Here is a 13,243-nt window from a genome sequence, read left to right as displayed (position 1 = left end):
GGTAGACTGCGCGTCGTGCCCACGCAACAGCCCGTCCGGATCGGAGCCCGCGGCTCCAAGCTCTCCCTGGCCCAATCGGGCATGGTCCAACGCCGGATCGCCGCCGCCCTGGGCGCGGACCCGACGAACCAGGCGGAAGTCGACGCGGTCGCGCCGCTGATCGTGATCACCACCACGGGCGACCGGGTGCAGGATCGCCGGTTGCTGGAAATCGGCGGCAAGGGGCTGTTCACCAAGGAGATCGAGGAGGCGTTGGCCTCGGGCGCCATCGACTGCGCCGTGCATTCGATGAAGGACATGCCGGCCTTGTTGCCCGAGGGGCTCTGCATCGCTGCGATCCCCGAGCGCGAGGATCCGCGCGACGCCTTCCTGAGCCACAAGGTCGCACGGATCGAAGACCTGCCGCAGGGCGCGGTCCTGGGCACCGCCTCGCTGCGGCGGCAGGCCCAGGCGCTGCATCTGCGCCCCGACCTCGACGTGCGCATGCTGCGCGGCAATGTCGACACGCGCCTGGCCAAGCTGGCGGCGGGAGAGGCCGACGGCATCCTGCTGGCGCTGTCGGGTCTCAAGCGTCTGGGACTGGGCGACCTGCCGCAGAGTCTGCTCGATCCGCTGGAGCGCCCGCCCGCCCCCGGCCAGGGCGCCCTGGCCATCGAGACTCGGATTTCCGACATCGGCGCGCCGTGGCTGGAGGCGATCCGCCACGCTCCGACCGCCGTAGCCGTCGCCGCCGAGCGCGGTGCGCTGGTGGCGCTGGAAGGCTCGTGCAAGACCGCCATCGGCGCTCATGCGCGGTTGGCGGGCGGATCGCTGCACCTGATCGTCGAGGCGCTGTCGGCCGACGGCGTCCACCGGTTCCGGCACGAGGGCTCGGCCGAGCTGGCCGCCTCGGCCGATCCGCAGGCCGCAGCGCGCGACCTTGGCCTGTCGCTGGGCGACGCCGTCAAGCGCGACGGCGGCGACCTGATCCTGCCGCCGCAGTAGCGGCTTCCGATTGCCAGAGGCGGCGCGCGCCGCCAGGGTTGCAGGTGAAGATGACCGCCGCCCGACCGCTCAACGTCTGGATCACCCGCGCCCAGCCCGGCGCCGACGCTACGGCTGCGCGGGTGCGGGCCTTGGGGCACGAACCGTTCGTCGCGCCGCTGCTGACGGTGCGACCGCTGCCCGACGTCAAGATCGACCTTTCCGGCGTCAGGGCCCTGGCCTTCACCAGCGCCAACGGGCTGCGCGCCTTCGCCGAGGCCTGCCCGGACCGTTCGCTGCGGGTGTTCGCAGTCGGCGCGGCGACCGCCCAGGCGGCGCGCGATGCAGGCTTCCAGCGGGTGCTGTCGGCGGACGGCGACGTCGACGCCCTGGCCGAGGGGATCGCCGCGCGCCGGGCCGAAATCGGCGGCGCGGTGCTGCATCCTGGAGCGGCCGAGCCGGCCGGCGATCTGGCCGGGGCGCTCGCCCGCGTGAAGATCGAGGTGCGAACCCTGACGCTCTACGACACGGTTCCGGTCCGGCTGACCGACCGACAGCTCGCCCGGCTGTCGGAAATGGATGTCGTGCTCGCCCACTCGCCGAAGGCGGCCAAGGCGCTAGCCGCGGTGTTGCGGGCCTCCCCGCAGCCCCAGCTGCGGGTGCTCGCCCTGTCGAAGGCGGTGCTGAAGCCGCTGGCGCGCGCCCAGGTGGCGGCGCGCGCCAGCGCTCCCTTTCCCCTCGAAGCCGCTATGCTGAATCTGATAGATCGAGCCTCATGAGCGACGAGCTGACTGCGCCCCGCGATCCGGGGTCGTATGCACGCCGGCCCTCGCGGCGCGGCGCATGGGTGGTGGTGGCGTTCGGCCTCGCCTGCCTGGCGGCCGGCTACGGCCTGGCGCGGTTCGGGCCGCAGCTCTATCCCGCCAAGCCGGCCCCCGGCGCGCTCGAACGCCCGCAGCCCCTGGCCGCTGTCCAACCCTTAGAGCCGCCGGCGCCGATCGCCCCGCCCGATGCGCCGATCGAGCGCGCCGACGCCGACATCGAGCACCGGGTCGATCTGCTGGAAGCCGATCGTGGGCGCCTGGCCACGGCCGCCGCCGCGGTGCTGGCGGCCGGAGCTCTTGCCGACGCCGCCCAGAGTTCCCGTCCATTCGCAGACGAGGTGAAGGCCCTGGCGCGCGCGGCCCCGGGCCTGGACCTGCGCAGCTTGGCGCTGGACGCCGAGCGTGGGGCGCCGACCCGAGCGGCCCTGGCCGCGAGCTTCCCCGACTACGCCGCCAAGGCCGCTTCGGCCGCGCGCGCGCCGGGGGACGGCGCCGGGGTGCTGGAGCGTGTCGGCTATGCCCTCTCGCGCGTCGTGGCTCTGCGCCGGGTCGGCGAGGTGCCGGGCGATTCCGCCGACGCCCGCCTGGCGCGGGCCGAGCAGCAGATGCAGGACGGCGACGTGGCGGCGGCGCTGAAGACCCTGGAAGCTCTGCCGGCTGCGGCCAAGGATGCGCTGGGGCCCTGGCGCGACCGGGCTGAGCGGCGCGCCAAGCTCGACCGCGACATCGCCGCCGTCCGCGCCCAGGCGATGGAGGAGCTGGGCCGCCTGTCCCAGGCCGGGACATGATCCGCGCGGCGCTGATCGTGCTGCTGGTCGCCGCCCTGGCGACCGCCGTGCTGGCCATCACCGGCGAGCCGGGCCATGCGACCCTGGTCTGGCTGGGCTGGCGGGCCGACATGACGGCGGCCGCCTTCGTGCTGATCACCCTCTTCGTGACGCTGTGCGGCATGCTGGCCTGGCGGCTGCTGTTATGGGCGGCCGAGGCCCCGCAGCGGGCCGAGCGGGCGCGGGCTGAGACCCGGCGTCGCCAGGCCAACGAGGTGCTGACCCGCGGCTTTGTCGCCGTCGCCGCCGGCGAGGGCGCCGAGGCGCGTCGTCTGGCCCTGAAGGCTGCGGACCTGGCCGACGATGCGCCCGGACTGGCGCGGCTGCTGGCGGCTCAGGCGGCCGAGGCGGCGGGCGACGCCGGCGCGGCCCAGGCCGCTTACGAAGCGATGCTGAACCTGCCCGACATGCGGCTGGCCGGGCGAAAGGGCCTGATGCAGCTTTCGCTGGCGCGCGGCGACCGCGAGGGCGCCAGCGCCCAGGCGCAGGCTGCCTATGACGAGGCGCGGACCGCGCGGTGGGCCTGGCGAGCCCTGCTGGACGCCCGGCTCGAGGCGGGCGACTGGGCCGGGGCGCGCGACCTCGCCAAGGGCGCGGCCGACCGCAAGATCGTGCCGCCGATCGTCGCCGACCGGGCGCGGGCCGCGCTGCTCGCCGCCTCAGCGGCCCAGGGCGAAGCCGATCCAGACTTGAAGCGCCGCGAGCAGGCGCTGGAGTTCGCCGTCGAGGCGGCGCGGCTGCAGCCCGGCTTCGCCCCTGGCGTGGTGATGGCCGCGCGTTTGCTGGCCGACGAAGGCAAGCCCAGCCGCGCCGTCCAGGTCATCGAGAACGCCTGGAAGATCGCGCCGCACCCCGCCCTGTGGCTCGCCTATCGCGACCTGCGCACCGACGAGACGCCGCGCCAGCGGGCCGACCGTCTGCGCCGGCTGGCGAGCCTCAACCCCGGCGCGCGCGAGAGCCGCATCCTGGTCGTCGAACAGGACCTGGTGCGGGGCGACGCGGCCGCCGCCCTGGAGGCCGCCGAGGCGCTGAAGGCTGAACCGGTGACGGCGCGGATCGCCGGCCTGTTCGCGCGGGCCGCCTTCGCCGCCGGCCAGCCGGACGAGGCGCGGGTCTGGATGGCACGTGGCCTGGGCGCCGAACAGGAGCCGGACTGGTCCGACCTGGATCCCGAAGGCCGCGCCTTTGCCTACGAGCCCTCCGACTGGGCGCGGCTGGTGGTCAGTTTCGCCGAAACCGGCGAGCTGATCCATCCGCGGCACGAGCGGCGCGAGCGCGGCCTCAGCGAACTGCCTGACCTTCCTATTTCTTATTTGGATTCAGCAGCTTTTCTTGCTGCGCACGAGGCTTCGCCGGCCTCCTACGACATCGCCGAAGGCGTCTATGAGGACGATGACCCGCCCCCGTCCCCGCCGCCGCGGGCCGGCGAACGGCGGCCTTCTGGAAGGCGGCGCTTGGCGAGCGCGCCGAGAGTCGCTAAGTAAGCGCTCCTTCGCGGCCAAATCGGCCCCGAAGCGATGCCAGGCCGCTTTAGCTCAGCTGGTAGAGCACCTCATTCGTAATGCTTAGGTCTCCTCCTAAGCGAGTTTGGGATTGACACACGACTACCGAGAGATGGATTACCAGCCCTCTCGGTCCAGATGCCGCTTTAGCTCAGCTGGTAGAGCACCTCATTCGTAATGAGGGGGTCACAGGTTCGAGTCCTGTAAGCGGCACCACTTCCCTCATATCTCTAAGGTAAAGCTGCTAATCGAGCAGTGTAATCAGCTTGGACCTGCACTATCCGGTCCAAGATCGGGATGAAGTTCGTAAAATTTATACGGCCTCGCCGCTTCTTTACTTCGTCCGCAAAAGTAGACTTTGGGTAGTGGATTTTCGGGTCGAAGGTGTTTTCGTCGGGGTTGAATTTCCGTCCATTAACAATGATTCCAAGGTCGGTGGAGTCAAAGAAGTCCTCGATCCTCGTCTCTGTCGTTCCAATTTTTGGTATTGGGATCACGTATAGATTGTTTATCACGTGATAGAACGGCTCTAACCCGGTTACAGCTGTGGGTAGATCGGCCACTTTCTTTATAGCGGTCCATATGTTGGAGGATCCAGAGTCATTGTCCACAATGATAATGACCGGATTCCTTTTCCCAGGAGCGGAAAATTGTCTTATCGCCCCGTCATAACCGTATATGAACCGGCTAAGGTCGCCAGTACCTCCGCCTAAATCTTGGATGGCACTGCTCGTATCTGTATATTTGAAGAATTTTACAAGGAATCGATCCTTGTCCGCCGTGCCATTGAAGAGCCCGGGATATCTCTTCGCTAAGGAGATAATAGCCTCAGATAGATACGTGTTATCCGTCTTGCCTTCGCAGATGATTGTGGGTCGATCGTTAGCGTGAAAGTAGATGAAATCCAAGAATCGCTTGTAGAGGCGATAGAAGGCCGGGCGAGCCTGTTTTTCATTCTCGCCGTTCTTGATCGGAATCCTCTTATGTTCCGTTGCGGAGCCTCTTACGAGAAATAGAAAGCTCAACATGCCCCTAAGTTGCCCAAAAGTCGCGGGGGAAGTTTGGTCTTGAAAGTAAAATGTTCCGCTGGTGGTTAGGTGATGAACCATTGTTCGTGCCTGTCTATAATATTCATTGGGCACGTTGACTTTGTCATTGACGACGAGTCCGGTCGCTGATTGCCGAGAATTTCGATACTGAAGCCTGGTCTTCTTGTTGTTTATACGGAATCCGGCCCGATAGACTCGTCCGACTAACCCATCTCCGGCTGTCCATTGGTGGGGTGATCCCTCGACTGGCATTCCTATGGAAGGAGGGAAATCTTTTCTGTTAGTCGAGAAGGTAAGGTCGTCAGCATAGCGAGTATACGAACAGCCCTGTGCCGCTGCAAAGCGGCCAAGGTGTACGTCAAGTACATGTGCAAGCAGGTTCGATATGACGGGAGAGCAGGGGCTTCCTTGCGGCAGAGCCCCGTTGTGGCAGGCAAGTTGGGCGATTGCCGTCGCCACGGCGTCGTTAAGTTCGAAGTGTCGGTTCTTGGCGAAAAATCCTCGGACTCTACCGAAGTGGATGGATGGAAAGAAATCTTCCAAATCGACGTTGAAGACATAACGTCGGTTTCGATGCCGACTGGCATTGGTAATTACGGACCTGCCTTTTGAAAAGCCGTGAGATAGGGCATTTCTCTCACTGATATTGGCATCGGCTTCAATTTCTAATAGACAAGCATACAGAACTTTCGCCAGGAGCTTTTGTGCTTTCTTCAGTGGTGGTACTGGGGACTGTATTAGCCGTGATCCACCGCTCTTCTTTGGTATCTTGAATTCGAAATACTTTTCGTGATCTGGAATCCCGTGGATGGCATGGGCAAGTGCCTTGGGTTTCGTTCCCATGAGGATGGCAAGTTGCGTAACGTTTACGCAAGATTTCAGTTGACTAAGCTTCGACATGAGCAGGTCTTAGATGGGGATGGCTTGCGGATACTCGTTGATGACCGCCGGTTGACCCGTCGATCGTGCGGAATGTACGTCGAGCAATCTGTGCAGCATTGCCCTCAACTATCACGATACAATGATAGCAAGATCTATCCGCAAGCCTTAAGGCCAAGCTATCCGCCGGCACGTCGTCCTGTCACGTTGAAAATTCCCGATCGCCCTCGAACTGCTCCAGAAGCCGAGTAAGGGTCGACGTCAGGCAATTTGGCTACGCTATCGGCGATACAAGGTCGGCAGGTGTGCAGCCAAGGGCCTGTGAAAGTTCAAATAGCGTCACGGCGGTTGGATTCCGCAAACCCCGTTCCAGATCGCTAATGTACTGCTGAGCGAAGCCAGCCTTCTCGGCTAGCTGCTCCTGGGTCATTTCGCCGGCCAAGCGGTATCTCTTGACATTTTGACCGACGAGTCGCCGCATATCCATGCCGGCAGCGTTGATCGGTCCGCAGCCTTGAGTTTATCACACATAAGATGTATTTGGGCCGTGGGAGCCGTGGCCTCAGACAAGGCCCGGGCCTATTTTTCGGCTTACAGGGGGGGGAAGAATGACGAAGATCGCTGCCCATTTCGCCGCAGCAGGATTGGTAGCTGCTGTCGTGTGTCTGCCCGCTGAGATTGCTTTTGCAGCCGCTCCTCGGATGGACCCGAATTGCCTGAAGGCAAATCAGATCGACGGTAAGGCTCGAAACTGCAGCTTGGACATGCCGGCCGACCCTGGATTGCTGGCCAAGACCGGCTCTGAGATCTCCGTCGGCCAGAAGGCATATTTGATGACGGCCGATGGCACGACGGTTTGCGGCCTGGTCGTTACCGCCAATGGAGCCAGTGCTCGATGCTTCACCGGGTCAGGCATGAGTGCTTCGTGTGCCAGCGGTCGGGCTTGTGGCCCCCATCCCGGGCCTTGGCAGTACCCGGCGATCATCAACCGGGCGGATATCCGGGCCTACAAGGGAGAGTTCCGGGTCGGTTCCCAATTCATCTGTGAGTTCGGAACTGCCGGGGTGACGTGTGCCGAGACCTATCGGCCAAAAAACAACTTCATCATCTACTGATCGGATTGGTCAGATGGGGGAGAAAACAACGAAGGTCGGTGCCATTCTTGCTGGGGTGCTGGCGGTAGGCTCCGTCTTCGCCGGGTCAGGAGCATATGCTCAGACAACCGCCTCGGACGATAGCGGCATCATTTTCGCCGTTGGGCTTACGATAGCCGTTTGCTTTGCACTTTTTCTCGTACCGACATTCATCGCTTTTCGGCGCCATAGCCGATACCGCTACATCATCCTCATTCTGAATCTCAGCGTGAGTTTTACGGGTGTTGGCTGGCTAGCGATCTTCATTTTGTCGATCTGGCCGGATAATCGCCAGGAACGTCCGCTGGTGGTCAATGTCCAGCGTTACGGGGAGCCGGATACGGCATCGGCGAGCGAACGTGTGGTCCCGTCCGCTCCGATCGCTGCTGGAATGGTGGCCAAACGACCCGCAAATCCCTTCACCGAGTTCTTTGGTCGCTACTTCGATTTCGGAGGGCGGACAGCCCGGAGTACGTTCTGGATCACTACCGTCGTGATGACCGTCGTTTGGTTCGTTATGGCTGTTGTGCTTGAGGGCGCAAAGCCCGGCACTGATGGCGCTGTAGGGCCGCTCACCGTTATCTGGTTTCTCGGAACCCTCTTGCCGTGGCTATCCCTGTCCATCCGTCGGCTGCACGACATAGGCCGTTCTGGATGGTGGCAGCTTCTTCATTGCACTGGCTTTGGCAGCTTCCTGTTACTCTACTGGTACTGCCGGGCTGGTACTGTCGGTTCCAATCGCTTTGGGGATGATCCGCTTCGCCATCGAACCGTTGAGCAAGCCGCAGCGGTCATTGCTTGAGGTCAGACAGCGCCATGATCGGGCATCGCTTTGGGGGTGCTTGCAGGGTCTTGCCAGCACCAGTGGCGAGGTTCCCTTCCTGAGCCTAAGCTAGGCCTTAGAGTGGGAACTGAGTGCCTGATGTATGTCTGCCAAGTACGGAACGATCACGACCTACGGCGAGCGACTGATAAGTGAAGCCGAGACGTTGGTGGCTCTTGGGAGCCGTTCAAAGACCCTAGTCCGAGACTACCGCCAGCGTCTCGAGGGCCACTGCAAGCCGTTCTTCGGGTCGCAGAGTGTGCGGAGCATCAACACTCCAAGGCTCAAGGAGTTTGTGGCCTATCTGGCTGCCAAGGGGCTGAAGGCCACAAGCATCCACGCCATTCTCTCGTTCGTCAGCATGACCTTGAAGGTTGCTGTGGATGACGGGGTGCTGAAGGCAGTGCCCCGGATGCCTAGGCCATCTGCAAAGGACAATCCACGGCCCTGGTTCTCTCGCCAGGAGTACAAGCAATTGCTTCAAACATTGCGGCGCTTGGAGCGGGCCAGTACGCCAGTTGTTGTTCGGAGGTGGCCGATTACGAAGGAGCTTCGGTCATTCTGCACATTCATGGTCAATTCATTCCTACGACCAGCAGACGTCTTTGCCCTGAAGCATTCCAATTGCGAGATCGTTCAGCGTCCCGACGGCATTCGTTATGTAAAGATCACCCTGCCGTCGTCGAAGGCGGCGAACTACCCGGTCATCACAATGCCTGCGGCTGTCGAAATATACCGACGGCTGAAAGCCGATCACGAAAAGGATGGGTACGGGAAGAGCAGCGACTATGTTTTTCTGCCCCAGTACCAATCCCGCTCCTACGCCCAGGAAATTATCCGGCGGCAGTTTGGCTACGTCCTCGGCGAAGCGGACCTCAAAACCACGGGGGCCGGAGCGGAACGAACGACCTATTCGCTCCGGCACACGGCCATCATGTTTCGGCTCATCAACAATGAAGGTCTCGATCTTCTAACCTTGGCTCGAAATTGCCGTACCAGTGTGGAGATGATCGACCGCTTCTATGCCAAGCACCTCGACGCCGAGATGAACGTCGCCAAGTTGCAGAGCATGAAGTTCCCCTCTCGATATGGGAAGTCCCTGTCCTAGCCCTTTGCCTTCCGCTTCGTGGAGAACCGCCCCCTGAGTGCCAGGGCCGCAATGGTGAGGGCTCCGTCCAGCTCGCCGGATAGCGCTGCCTTCCTAAGTTCTCCGAGGAGGTTCCGGGCCTCCTCAAGATCGGCTGCTTGGAAGACGGACTTTCCCGGCGAGACCTCAAGCACGGCAGCTCCATAGCGGAGTTGGAAATTCACCTTTCCCTGCTCGTCGTGCCACCACCAACGAACAACTCTTCGCTGTTCCTGAACCTCAATCAGTAGGTCGGTTTCGAGGTCTCGGTGCCTCTTCAACACCGATCGCCGATAGGGGAGGCCAGCGTGATCGGCAGCGATCTGCTGAATCTGCACGTCAATGGCTTGAGCCAGTTTACGCCGCCGGCTTCGAACCGGATCGTAGCCGGTCGGGCGTTCAGCCTCGACGGCATTCAGAGAATTCAAAATAGACATGATGCCTCCTGTTCGAAGGTATCGTCTATTCGACCTCCCCAGAAATCCACTCTGGAGAAATATGTATTAATATACAAAAATACATATTTGCTACTTACGTGTTTAAGTTGGGTATTTTCTATATGTCGCAGGCCAAGACCCTCAGCGATGCTGAGTTATACGTGCTATTAAGCTCCGTTTCCGGGTCGAGGTATGAACTCCGAGATAGGCTTATGCTTCAGCTCACGTACTTAGCCGGGCTGCGGGTTGGCGAGGTTGCGGCCTTGATCGTTGGCGATGTCGCTAATGGGGATGGATCACCAAAGTCGGAAATCCGACTCAGGCCCGGTCAAACCAAGGGGCGGAAAGCTCGAACCGTCATGGTTTCCAATAAGCTCTCTGTTGAAATTGGAAAATTCCTAACGGGAAGGTCTCTCGACCTTCAAGCTCCGCTTTTCGTATCCCAGAAGACTCAATATCGATTCACAAGTGTCGGTTTAGCTAATCATTTCAAATGGATATATGATCGAGCGGGAATCGACAATGGTAGCTCACATAGTGGTCGTCGGACCTTCATTACGAACTTGGCTCATAAGGGCGTAAGTGTTCGAGTAATTCAGGATTTGGTCGGTCACAGTAGTATGTCTACTACCCAAAGATATATTGATGTCAGCGACAATTCTAAGCGAATGGCTGTAGAGCTTATTTGATTATCTAATAGAATTTAGACAATACTCTATTATCAAGGCATTTTCGATGCCAAGCTATTTGATTGTAAACACTTAGGAAAATCGTCTGCTCGGTGATTTATGTATTATCCCGGTGGTCCGGGACAGCGGTATCGATAAGTGGGATATTGCAGTTGTTGACGTCGATCCGGTCAAGCGAATCGAGGTCTCGGATGGTCTTGGTGAGGTAACGACGTGCCCCGTCTAGGTCATACAGCTCTTGTACGTCCTGAGCCTTGGGGAGGCCGCCATGGTCCAGTTGGCACCAGGTGGATTTGATCAACTCTGGGAATGTGAGGCTGGATTTATGAGCCTTGCATTCTCTGCCGCCGGCCGGGATGCCAACTAAGGCATGGGTGTGAAGTTCCTGGCTGTAGGAGAATTCCTGCACGGCGAAAACGGCGAGGCTCATACGTCGATGCCGTGAATAGGCTGTACCAAAGAGTGCTCGATTCACTCGGTGCAAAAGCTCTCCGACTAGTCGACTCATCTGAATGCCATCGAGCGATCTTGGGGTCGTCAAGGTGACCATGTACCGCTCGGGGCAAGCCTCTATGGCTTCAAGAACGTGGGGGAGCGGAGCTCTGAGCGACATATCGGGCGAAGGATAGGTTGTAGACAGGAGAGGGGCGGGCTTGGCTCGTCTCGCTGTTGGAGGAATCGCCTACTAGGTAGAGGCACCTGGAAACGATCAGGTCATGGATGTGGTTGGTGTGTTTATCTGGCATTCTTGGATTGGACTTTGAGCATATGAAAATTGAAATGAGAGTCGTTGTACGAGGTCCTACTATTTAGGCCACCGAATGACCTTGTTTGGATTGTGCCAGCGCTAAAAAGAGAGAAAAATTTCTCCCGAACCGTCTGTATCAAGTTGAATTAATTGAATAATTTTAGGTAGTAGAGCATTCGTAATGAGGGGGTCACAGGTTCGAGTCCTGTAAGCGGCACCATCCTTTTCCCGACATTCGGAGCCCGCGCGAGCGGCAAAGAAAAACGCGCCGGGCGAACCCGGCGCGTCGATCCTTGTCACGATGACCCGAGGCGTCAGGTCGTGGCGCCGGCGGCGGGCGCCGCCGGGGCCGAGGGCGCGGCGGGCTTGGCGCCGGGCTTCGGCTTCTCGGGCTTGTACTTGTCGTTGTAGGTGATCTTTTCGCCGGCGGCCTTGCGCAGCGACTCCACTTCGCGGTTCAGGGCTTCCTGGGTCCGGATCTGCTTCAGACCGGCGATGGCGAAGTTGATCGCGCGGTCGCCGGTGAACGGCACGATACGCGAGTCGCGGATCTGGTTGACGAACACGGCGTTGCCGCGCGGGAAGACGAAGACCTCGCCGGGAGGCAGCTTCAGCAGGGTCTCGGACAGCCCCTGCGGCGCGTTCAGGGTGTCGAGCACCGTGGTGGTGCGCTGGAAGTCCACACCCTCGCGGGTCAGCACCGCCTCGATCTCCTCAAGCGTCTTCAGCGGTTCGAATTCCTTCATCAGCTTGGGATCGAACTTGCCGGCGATGACCTGGTCGACGACCATCACCCGGCGCTGAGCGAACATGTTCGGGTGCTCGGCGACGAACTTCTCGGCCTCGGCGCGCGGCGGATCCTGGACGGTCGCGGCGACCTTGCGCTGGATCGCGCCGACCAGCATGGCTTCCTTGGCCTGCAGCTCCTGCTGAGCGAAGGCCGGGGTCTTGTCGAGCTTCTGTTCCTTGGCGGCCTGGGCCACCAGCTTCCGGTTGATGATCGTCTGAAGGGCCGCCTGTTCCATGGCCTTGCGTTCCTGGGCGTTCGCCGGCGAGGCCCCGCCCATTTCGCGGTTCAGCTCGGTGATGGTGATCTCCTCACCGTTGACCGTCGCCACCACCTGGCCCTTCGGGGCCTTGCCGCCGCCGCCGATCAGGCCGCAGCCGCTCATGGCGATGCAGGCCAGGAGGGCTGCGCCATGAGTCCATTTCAATTTCATCGGTTTCTCCCCGAGTGTGTCGCCCCGGCCGTCCTGCAAGTTCGGGGCCGCTAGCATAGCGTGAGACCCCGCAACCGGAACGAGCCGTCTTGTCCCTTTAACCTCGAAACATCTTAAGCTGTCACGAACAGCGATTTGCGGCGAGGCCGTTCCGCTGTGCGCCCAAGCTTGAACTTGCCCGCGATTTCCGCGTCCTTTGCTGTTGCAAGTCAATGCTGGAGAAGGGAGAACGCGTGCGCTCGGGCCCGGCGTGGCCGGCCGGCACGTACTTGAAGGTCCCCCCACTATGAGCGACGAGCCCAAGCGCCGCCCGATCCTGTCGTTGAAGAACCCGCCGAAGGTGCTCCCACCGGTCCCGGCGGCCAAGCCCGCGGCGGCGCCTCCGCCCCCGCCTGCGCCCCAGCACGACTGGAAGTGCAAGCCGTGCGGCGCCGGCTTCTCGATCGAGGCGACCTTGGGCGACGAGGCGGTCATCCGCTGCCCGTCCTGCAACGCCAAGCTGGGGACCGCCGGCGACTTCCGGACCGATCCACTGCCGACGAAGGTGCGCGCCCGCCCGGCCCGGAAGGGCTGACTTCAGAGCGGCGTACCGTCCCCGCGGCTGTAGCGGACGCCGGCTTCATCGGCGACGACGAGCAGTTCGTCGTCCGGGAAGTGCGCGCGCTCATGCGGCGTGCGCGTTCCGACCTCCAGATAGACCGCCTCGCGTCCTGACCGGTTGACCAGCCGGTGGCCGTCGGCGACCCCCGCCTTGAAGCCGGCCGCGTCCCCGGCCTGCAGAATGTTTCGCCCTCGTTTTCGACCAGGGCCAGCTCGCCCTCGACGACGAAGACGAATTCGTCCTGGTTCTCGTGCCAGTGCCAGTGCCGGAGCGACGGGGCGATGCCGGGCGGGAGCCTGACCAGGTTGACTCCGAACTGGGTGAGGCCGGCTTGATCACCCAGCTGCTTGCGCTCGCGCCCGGCGACCTGCCGGTCGTAAGGCGGCGGATAGCCCCCGCGGGCGACGAAAGGCATGGCGGCG

General features: G+C 61.9%; 15 protein-coding genes and 1 tRNA gene. 10 read left to right on the top strand and 6 right to left on the bottom strand.

What is annotated here, in order from left to right; all coding sequences use genetic code 11:
• Positions 1-15: 15 nt before the first annotated feature.
• The 5 genes from hemC to ACE3T2_RS14185 all read left to right on the top strand — a co-directional run bounded on the left by hemC (position 16) and on the right by ACE3T2_RS14185 (position 4,332).
• A complete protein-coding gene (gene hemC, locus ACE3T2_RS14205; protein WP_374658440.1) occupies positions 16-984 on the top strand; it encodes a hydroxymethylbilane synthase in 969 nt (322 codons plus the stop codon).
• 50 nt (positions 985-1,034) lie between these two features.
• Positions 1,035-1,742: a uroporphyrinogen-III synthase gene (locus ACE3T2_RS14200; protein ID WP_374658438.1), complete on the top strand. Its 708-nt coding sequence runs from the start codon at positions 1,035-1,037 to the stop codon at positions 1,740-1,742.
• Positions 1,739-2,575 carry a COG4223 family protein gene (locus ACE3T2_RS14195; RefSeq protein WP_374658436.1) on the top strand — a complete coding sequence of 279 codons (837 nt, stop codon included), beginning with the start codon at positions 1,739-1,741 and terminating at the stop codon, positions 2,573-2,575. Before ACE3T2_RS14200 ends, ACE3T2_RS14195 begins: the two co-directional genes overlap by 4 nt.
• Complete coding sequence (locus tag ACE3T2_RS14190) at positions 2,572-4,098, top strand: heme biosynthesis HemY N-terminal domain-containing protein (RefSeq protein ID WP_374658434.1); 1,527 nt, start codon at positions 2,572-2,574, stop codon at positions 4,096-4,098. Before ACE3T2_RS14195 ends, ACE3T2_RS14190 begins: the two co-directional genes overlap by 4 nt.
• 158 nt (positions 4,099-4,256) lie before the next feature.
• Positions 4,257-4,332 (top strand) — tRNA-Thr (locus tag ACE3T2_RS14185).
• Positions 4,333-4,346: 14 nt separating this feature from the next.
• Here the strand turns inward: ACE3T2_RS14185 and ACE3T2_RS14180 are convergent.
• Positions 4,347-6,065 carry a retron Ec67 family RNA-directed DNA polymerase/endonuclease gene (locus tag ACE3T2_RS14180; RefSeq protein ID WP_374658432.1) on the bottom strand — a complete coding sequence of 573 codons (1,719 nt, stop codon included), beginning with the start codon at positions 6,063-6,065 and terminating at the stop codon, positions 4,347-4,349.
• Positions 6,066-6,318: 253 nt separating this feature from the next.
• Positions 6,319-6,525 (bottom strand): helix-turn-helix transcriptional regulator, encoded by a 207-nt coding sequence (locus ACE3T2_RS14175; RefSeq protein ID WP_374658430.1) that lies wholly within the window; start codon positions 6,523-6,525, stop codon positions 6,319-6,321.
• A gap of 127 nt (positions 6,526-6,652) precedes the next feature.
• Between ACE3T2_RS14175 and ACE3T2_RS14170 the strand changes: the two genes are divergently transcribed.
• The 3 genes from ACE3T2_RS14170 to ACE3T2_RS14160 all read left to right on the top strand — a co-directional run bounded on the left by ACE3T2_RS14170 (position 6,653) and on the right by ACE3T2_RS14160 (position 9,108).
• Entirely contained in the window at positions 6,653-7,159 is a 507-nt protein-coding gene (locus ACE3T2_RS14170; protein WP_374658428.1) for a hypothetical protein, read from the top strand.
• Between the two features lie 13 nt (positions 7,160-7,172).
• On the top strand, positions 7,173-7,979 hold the full coding sequence (locus ACE3T2_RS14165) for a DUF805 domain-containing protein (protein WP_374658426.1): 807 nt from the start codon (positions 7,173-7,175) through the stop codon (positions 7,977-7,979).
• Positions 7,980-8,103: 124 nt separating this feature from the next.
• Positions 8,104-9,108: a tyrosine-type recombinase/integrase gene (locus tag ACE3T2_RS14160; RefSeq protein ID WP_374658424.1), complete on the top strand. Its 1,005-nt coding sequence runs from the start codon at positions 8,104-8,106 to the stop codon at positions 9,106-9,108.
• Here ACE3T2_RS14160 and ACE3T2_RS14155 read toward each other — a convergent pair.
• Entirely contained in the window at positions 9,105-9,563 is a 459-nt protein-coding gene (locus tag ACE3T2_RS14155; protein ID WP_374658422.1) for a hypothetical protein, read from the bottom strand. The two genes, ACE3T2_RS14160 and ACE3T2_RS14155, sit on opposite strands and share 4 nt — an antisense overlap.
• Before the next feature lie 122 nt (positions 9,564-9,685).
• On the opposite strand from ACE3T2_RS14155, the gene ACE3T2_RS14150 reads away from it, so the two are divergent.
• Positions 9,686-10,252 (top strand): tyrosine-type recombinase/integrase, encoded by a 567-nt coding sequence (locus ACE3T2_RS14150; protein ID WP_374658533.1) that lies wholly within the window; start codon positions 9,686-9,688, stop codon positions 10,250-10,252.
• 97 nt (positions 10,253-10,349) lie between these two features.
• Here the strand turns inward: ACE3T2_RS14150 and ACE3T2_RS14145 are convergent, their stop codons facing one another.
• Together ACE3T2_RS14145 and ACE3T2_RS14140 are read right to left on the bottom strand one after the other, a co-directional pair.
• The gene (locus ACE3T2_RS14145) at positions 10,350-10,682 is read right to left on the bottom strand and encodes a hypothetical protein (RefSeq protein WP_374658420.1); all 333 of its coding nucleotides are present in this window, start codon (positions 10,680-10,682) and stop codon (positions 10,350-10,352) included.
• 632 nt (positions 10,683-11,314) lie between these two features.
• Positions 11,315-12,220 (bottom strand): SurA N-terminal domain-containing protein, encoded by a 906-nt coding sequence (locus ACE3T2_RS14140; RefSeq protein ID WP_374658418.1) that lies wholly within the window; start codon positions 12,218-12,220, stop codon positions 11,315-11,317.
• 286 nt (positions 12,221-12,506) lie between these two features.
• On the opposite strand from ACE3T2_RS14140, the gene ACE3T2_RS14135 reads away from it, so the two are divergent.
• Positions 12,507-12,794, top strand: coding sequence for a hypothetical protein (locus ACE3T2_RS14135; RefSeq protein ID WP_374658416.1), 288 nt, complete (start codon positions 12,507-12,509; stop codon positions 12,792-12,794).
• On the opposite strand, the gene ACE3T2_RS14130 is transcribed toward ACE3T2_RS14135, so the two are convergent.
• Positions 12,691-13,236 (bottom strand): cupin domain-containing protein, encoded by a 546-nt coding sequence (locus tag ACE3T2_RS14130; RefSeq protein WP_374658531.1) that lies wholly within the window; start codon positions 13,234-13,236, stop codon positions 12,691-12,693. The genes ACE3T2_RS14135 and ACE3T2_RS14130 overlap by 104 nt on opposite strands.
• Between the last annotated feature and the right edge of the window lie 7 nt (positions 13,237-13,243).

It is taken from the genome of Phenylobacterium sp. (assembly GCF_041919955.1).
In the GTDB taxonomy this organism is placed as follows: domain Bacteria; phylum Pseudomonadota; class Alphaproteobacteria; order Caulobacterales; family Caulobacteraceae; genus Phenylobacterium.
The sequence above is the reverse complement of the archived record's forward strand: the minus strand, read 5'-3'. Positions and strand labels throughout refer to the sequence as shown.

What these genes read in the sequence shown, in the direction of transcription:
- ACE3T2_RS14145 (WP_374658420.1), bottom strand. Translation starts at nt 10,682, where the DNA reads ATGAGCCTCGCCGTTTTCGCCGTGCAGGAATTCTCCTACAGCCAGGAA.
- ACE3T2_RS14155 (WP_374658422.1), bottom strand. Translation starts at nt 9,563, where the DNA reads ATGTCTATTTTGAATTCTCTGAATGCCGTCGAGGCTGAACGCCCGACC.
- ACE3T2_RS14130 (WP_374658531.1), bottom strand. Translation starts at nt 13,236, where the DNA reads ATGCCTTTCGTCGCCCGCGGGGGCTATCCGCCGCCTTACGACCGGCAG.
- ACE3T2_RS14165 (WP_374658426.1), top strand. Translation starts at nt 7,173, where the DNA reads ATGGGGGAGAAAACAACGAAGGTCGGTGCCATTCTTGCTGGGGTGCTG.
- ACE3T2_RS14190 (WP_374658434.1), top strand. Translation starts at nt 2,572, where the DNA reads ATGATCCGCGCGGCGCTGATCGTGCTGCTGGTCGCCGCCCTGGCGACC.
- ACE3T2_RS14195 (WP_374658436.1), top strand. Translation starts at nt 1,739, where the DNA reads ATGAGCGACGAGCTGACTGCGCCCCGCGATCCGGGGTCGTATGCACGC.
- ACE3T2_RS14200 (WP_374658438.1), top strand. Translation starts at nt 1,035, where the DNA reads ATGACCGCCGCCCGACCGCTCAACGTCTGGATCACCCGCGCCCAGCCC.
- ACE3T2_RS14175 (WP_374658430.1), bottom strand. Translation starts at nt 6,525, where the DNA reads ATGCGGCGACTCGTCGGTCAAAATGTCAAGAGATACCGCTTGGCCGGC.
- ACE3T2_RS14135 (WP_374658416.1), top strand. Translation starts at nt 12,507, where the DNA reads ATGAGCGACGAGCCCAAGCGCCGCCCGATCCTGTCGTTGAAGAACCCG.
- ACE3T2_RS14160 (WP_374658424.1), top strand. Translation starts at nt 8,104, where the DNA reads ATGTCTGCCAAGTACGGAACGATCACGACCTACGGCGAGCGACTGATA.
- ACE3T2_RS14180 (WP_374658432.1), bottom strand. Translation starts at nt 6,065, where the DNA reads ATGTCGAAGCTTAGTCAACTGAAATCTTGCGTAAACGTTACGCAACTT.
- ACE3T2_RS14140 (WP_374658418.1), bottom strand. Translation starts at nt 12,220, where the DNA reads ATGAAATTGAAATGGACTCATGGCGCAGCCCTCCTGGCCTGCATCGCC.
- ACE3T2_RS14170 (WP_374658428.1), top strand. Translation starts at nt 6,653, where the DNA reads ATGACGAAGATCGCTGCCCATTTCGCCGCAGCAGGATTGGTAGCTGCT.
- ACE3T2_RS14150 (WP_374658533.1), top strand. Translation starts at nt 9,686, where the DNA reads ATGTCGCAGGCCAAGACCCTCAGCGATGCTGAGTTATACGTGCTATTA.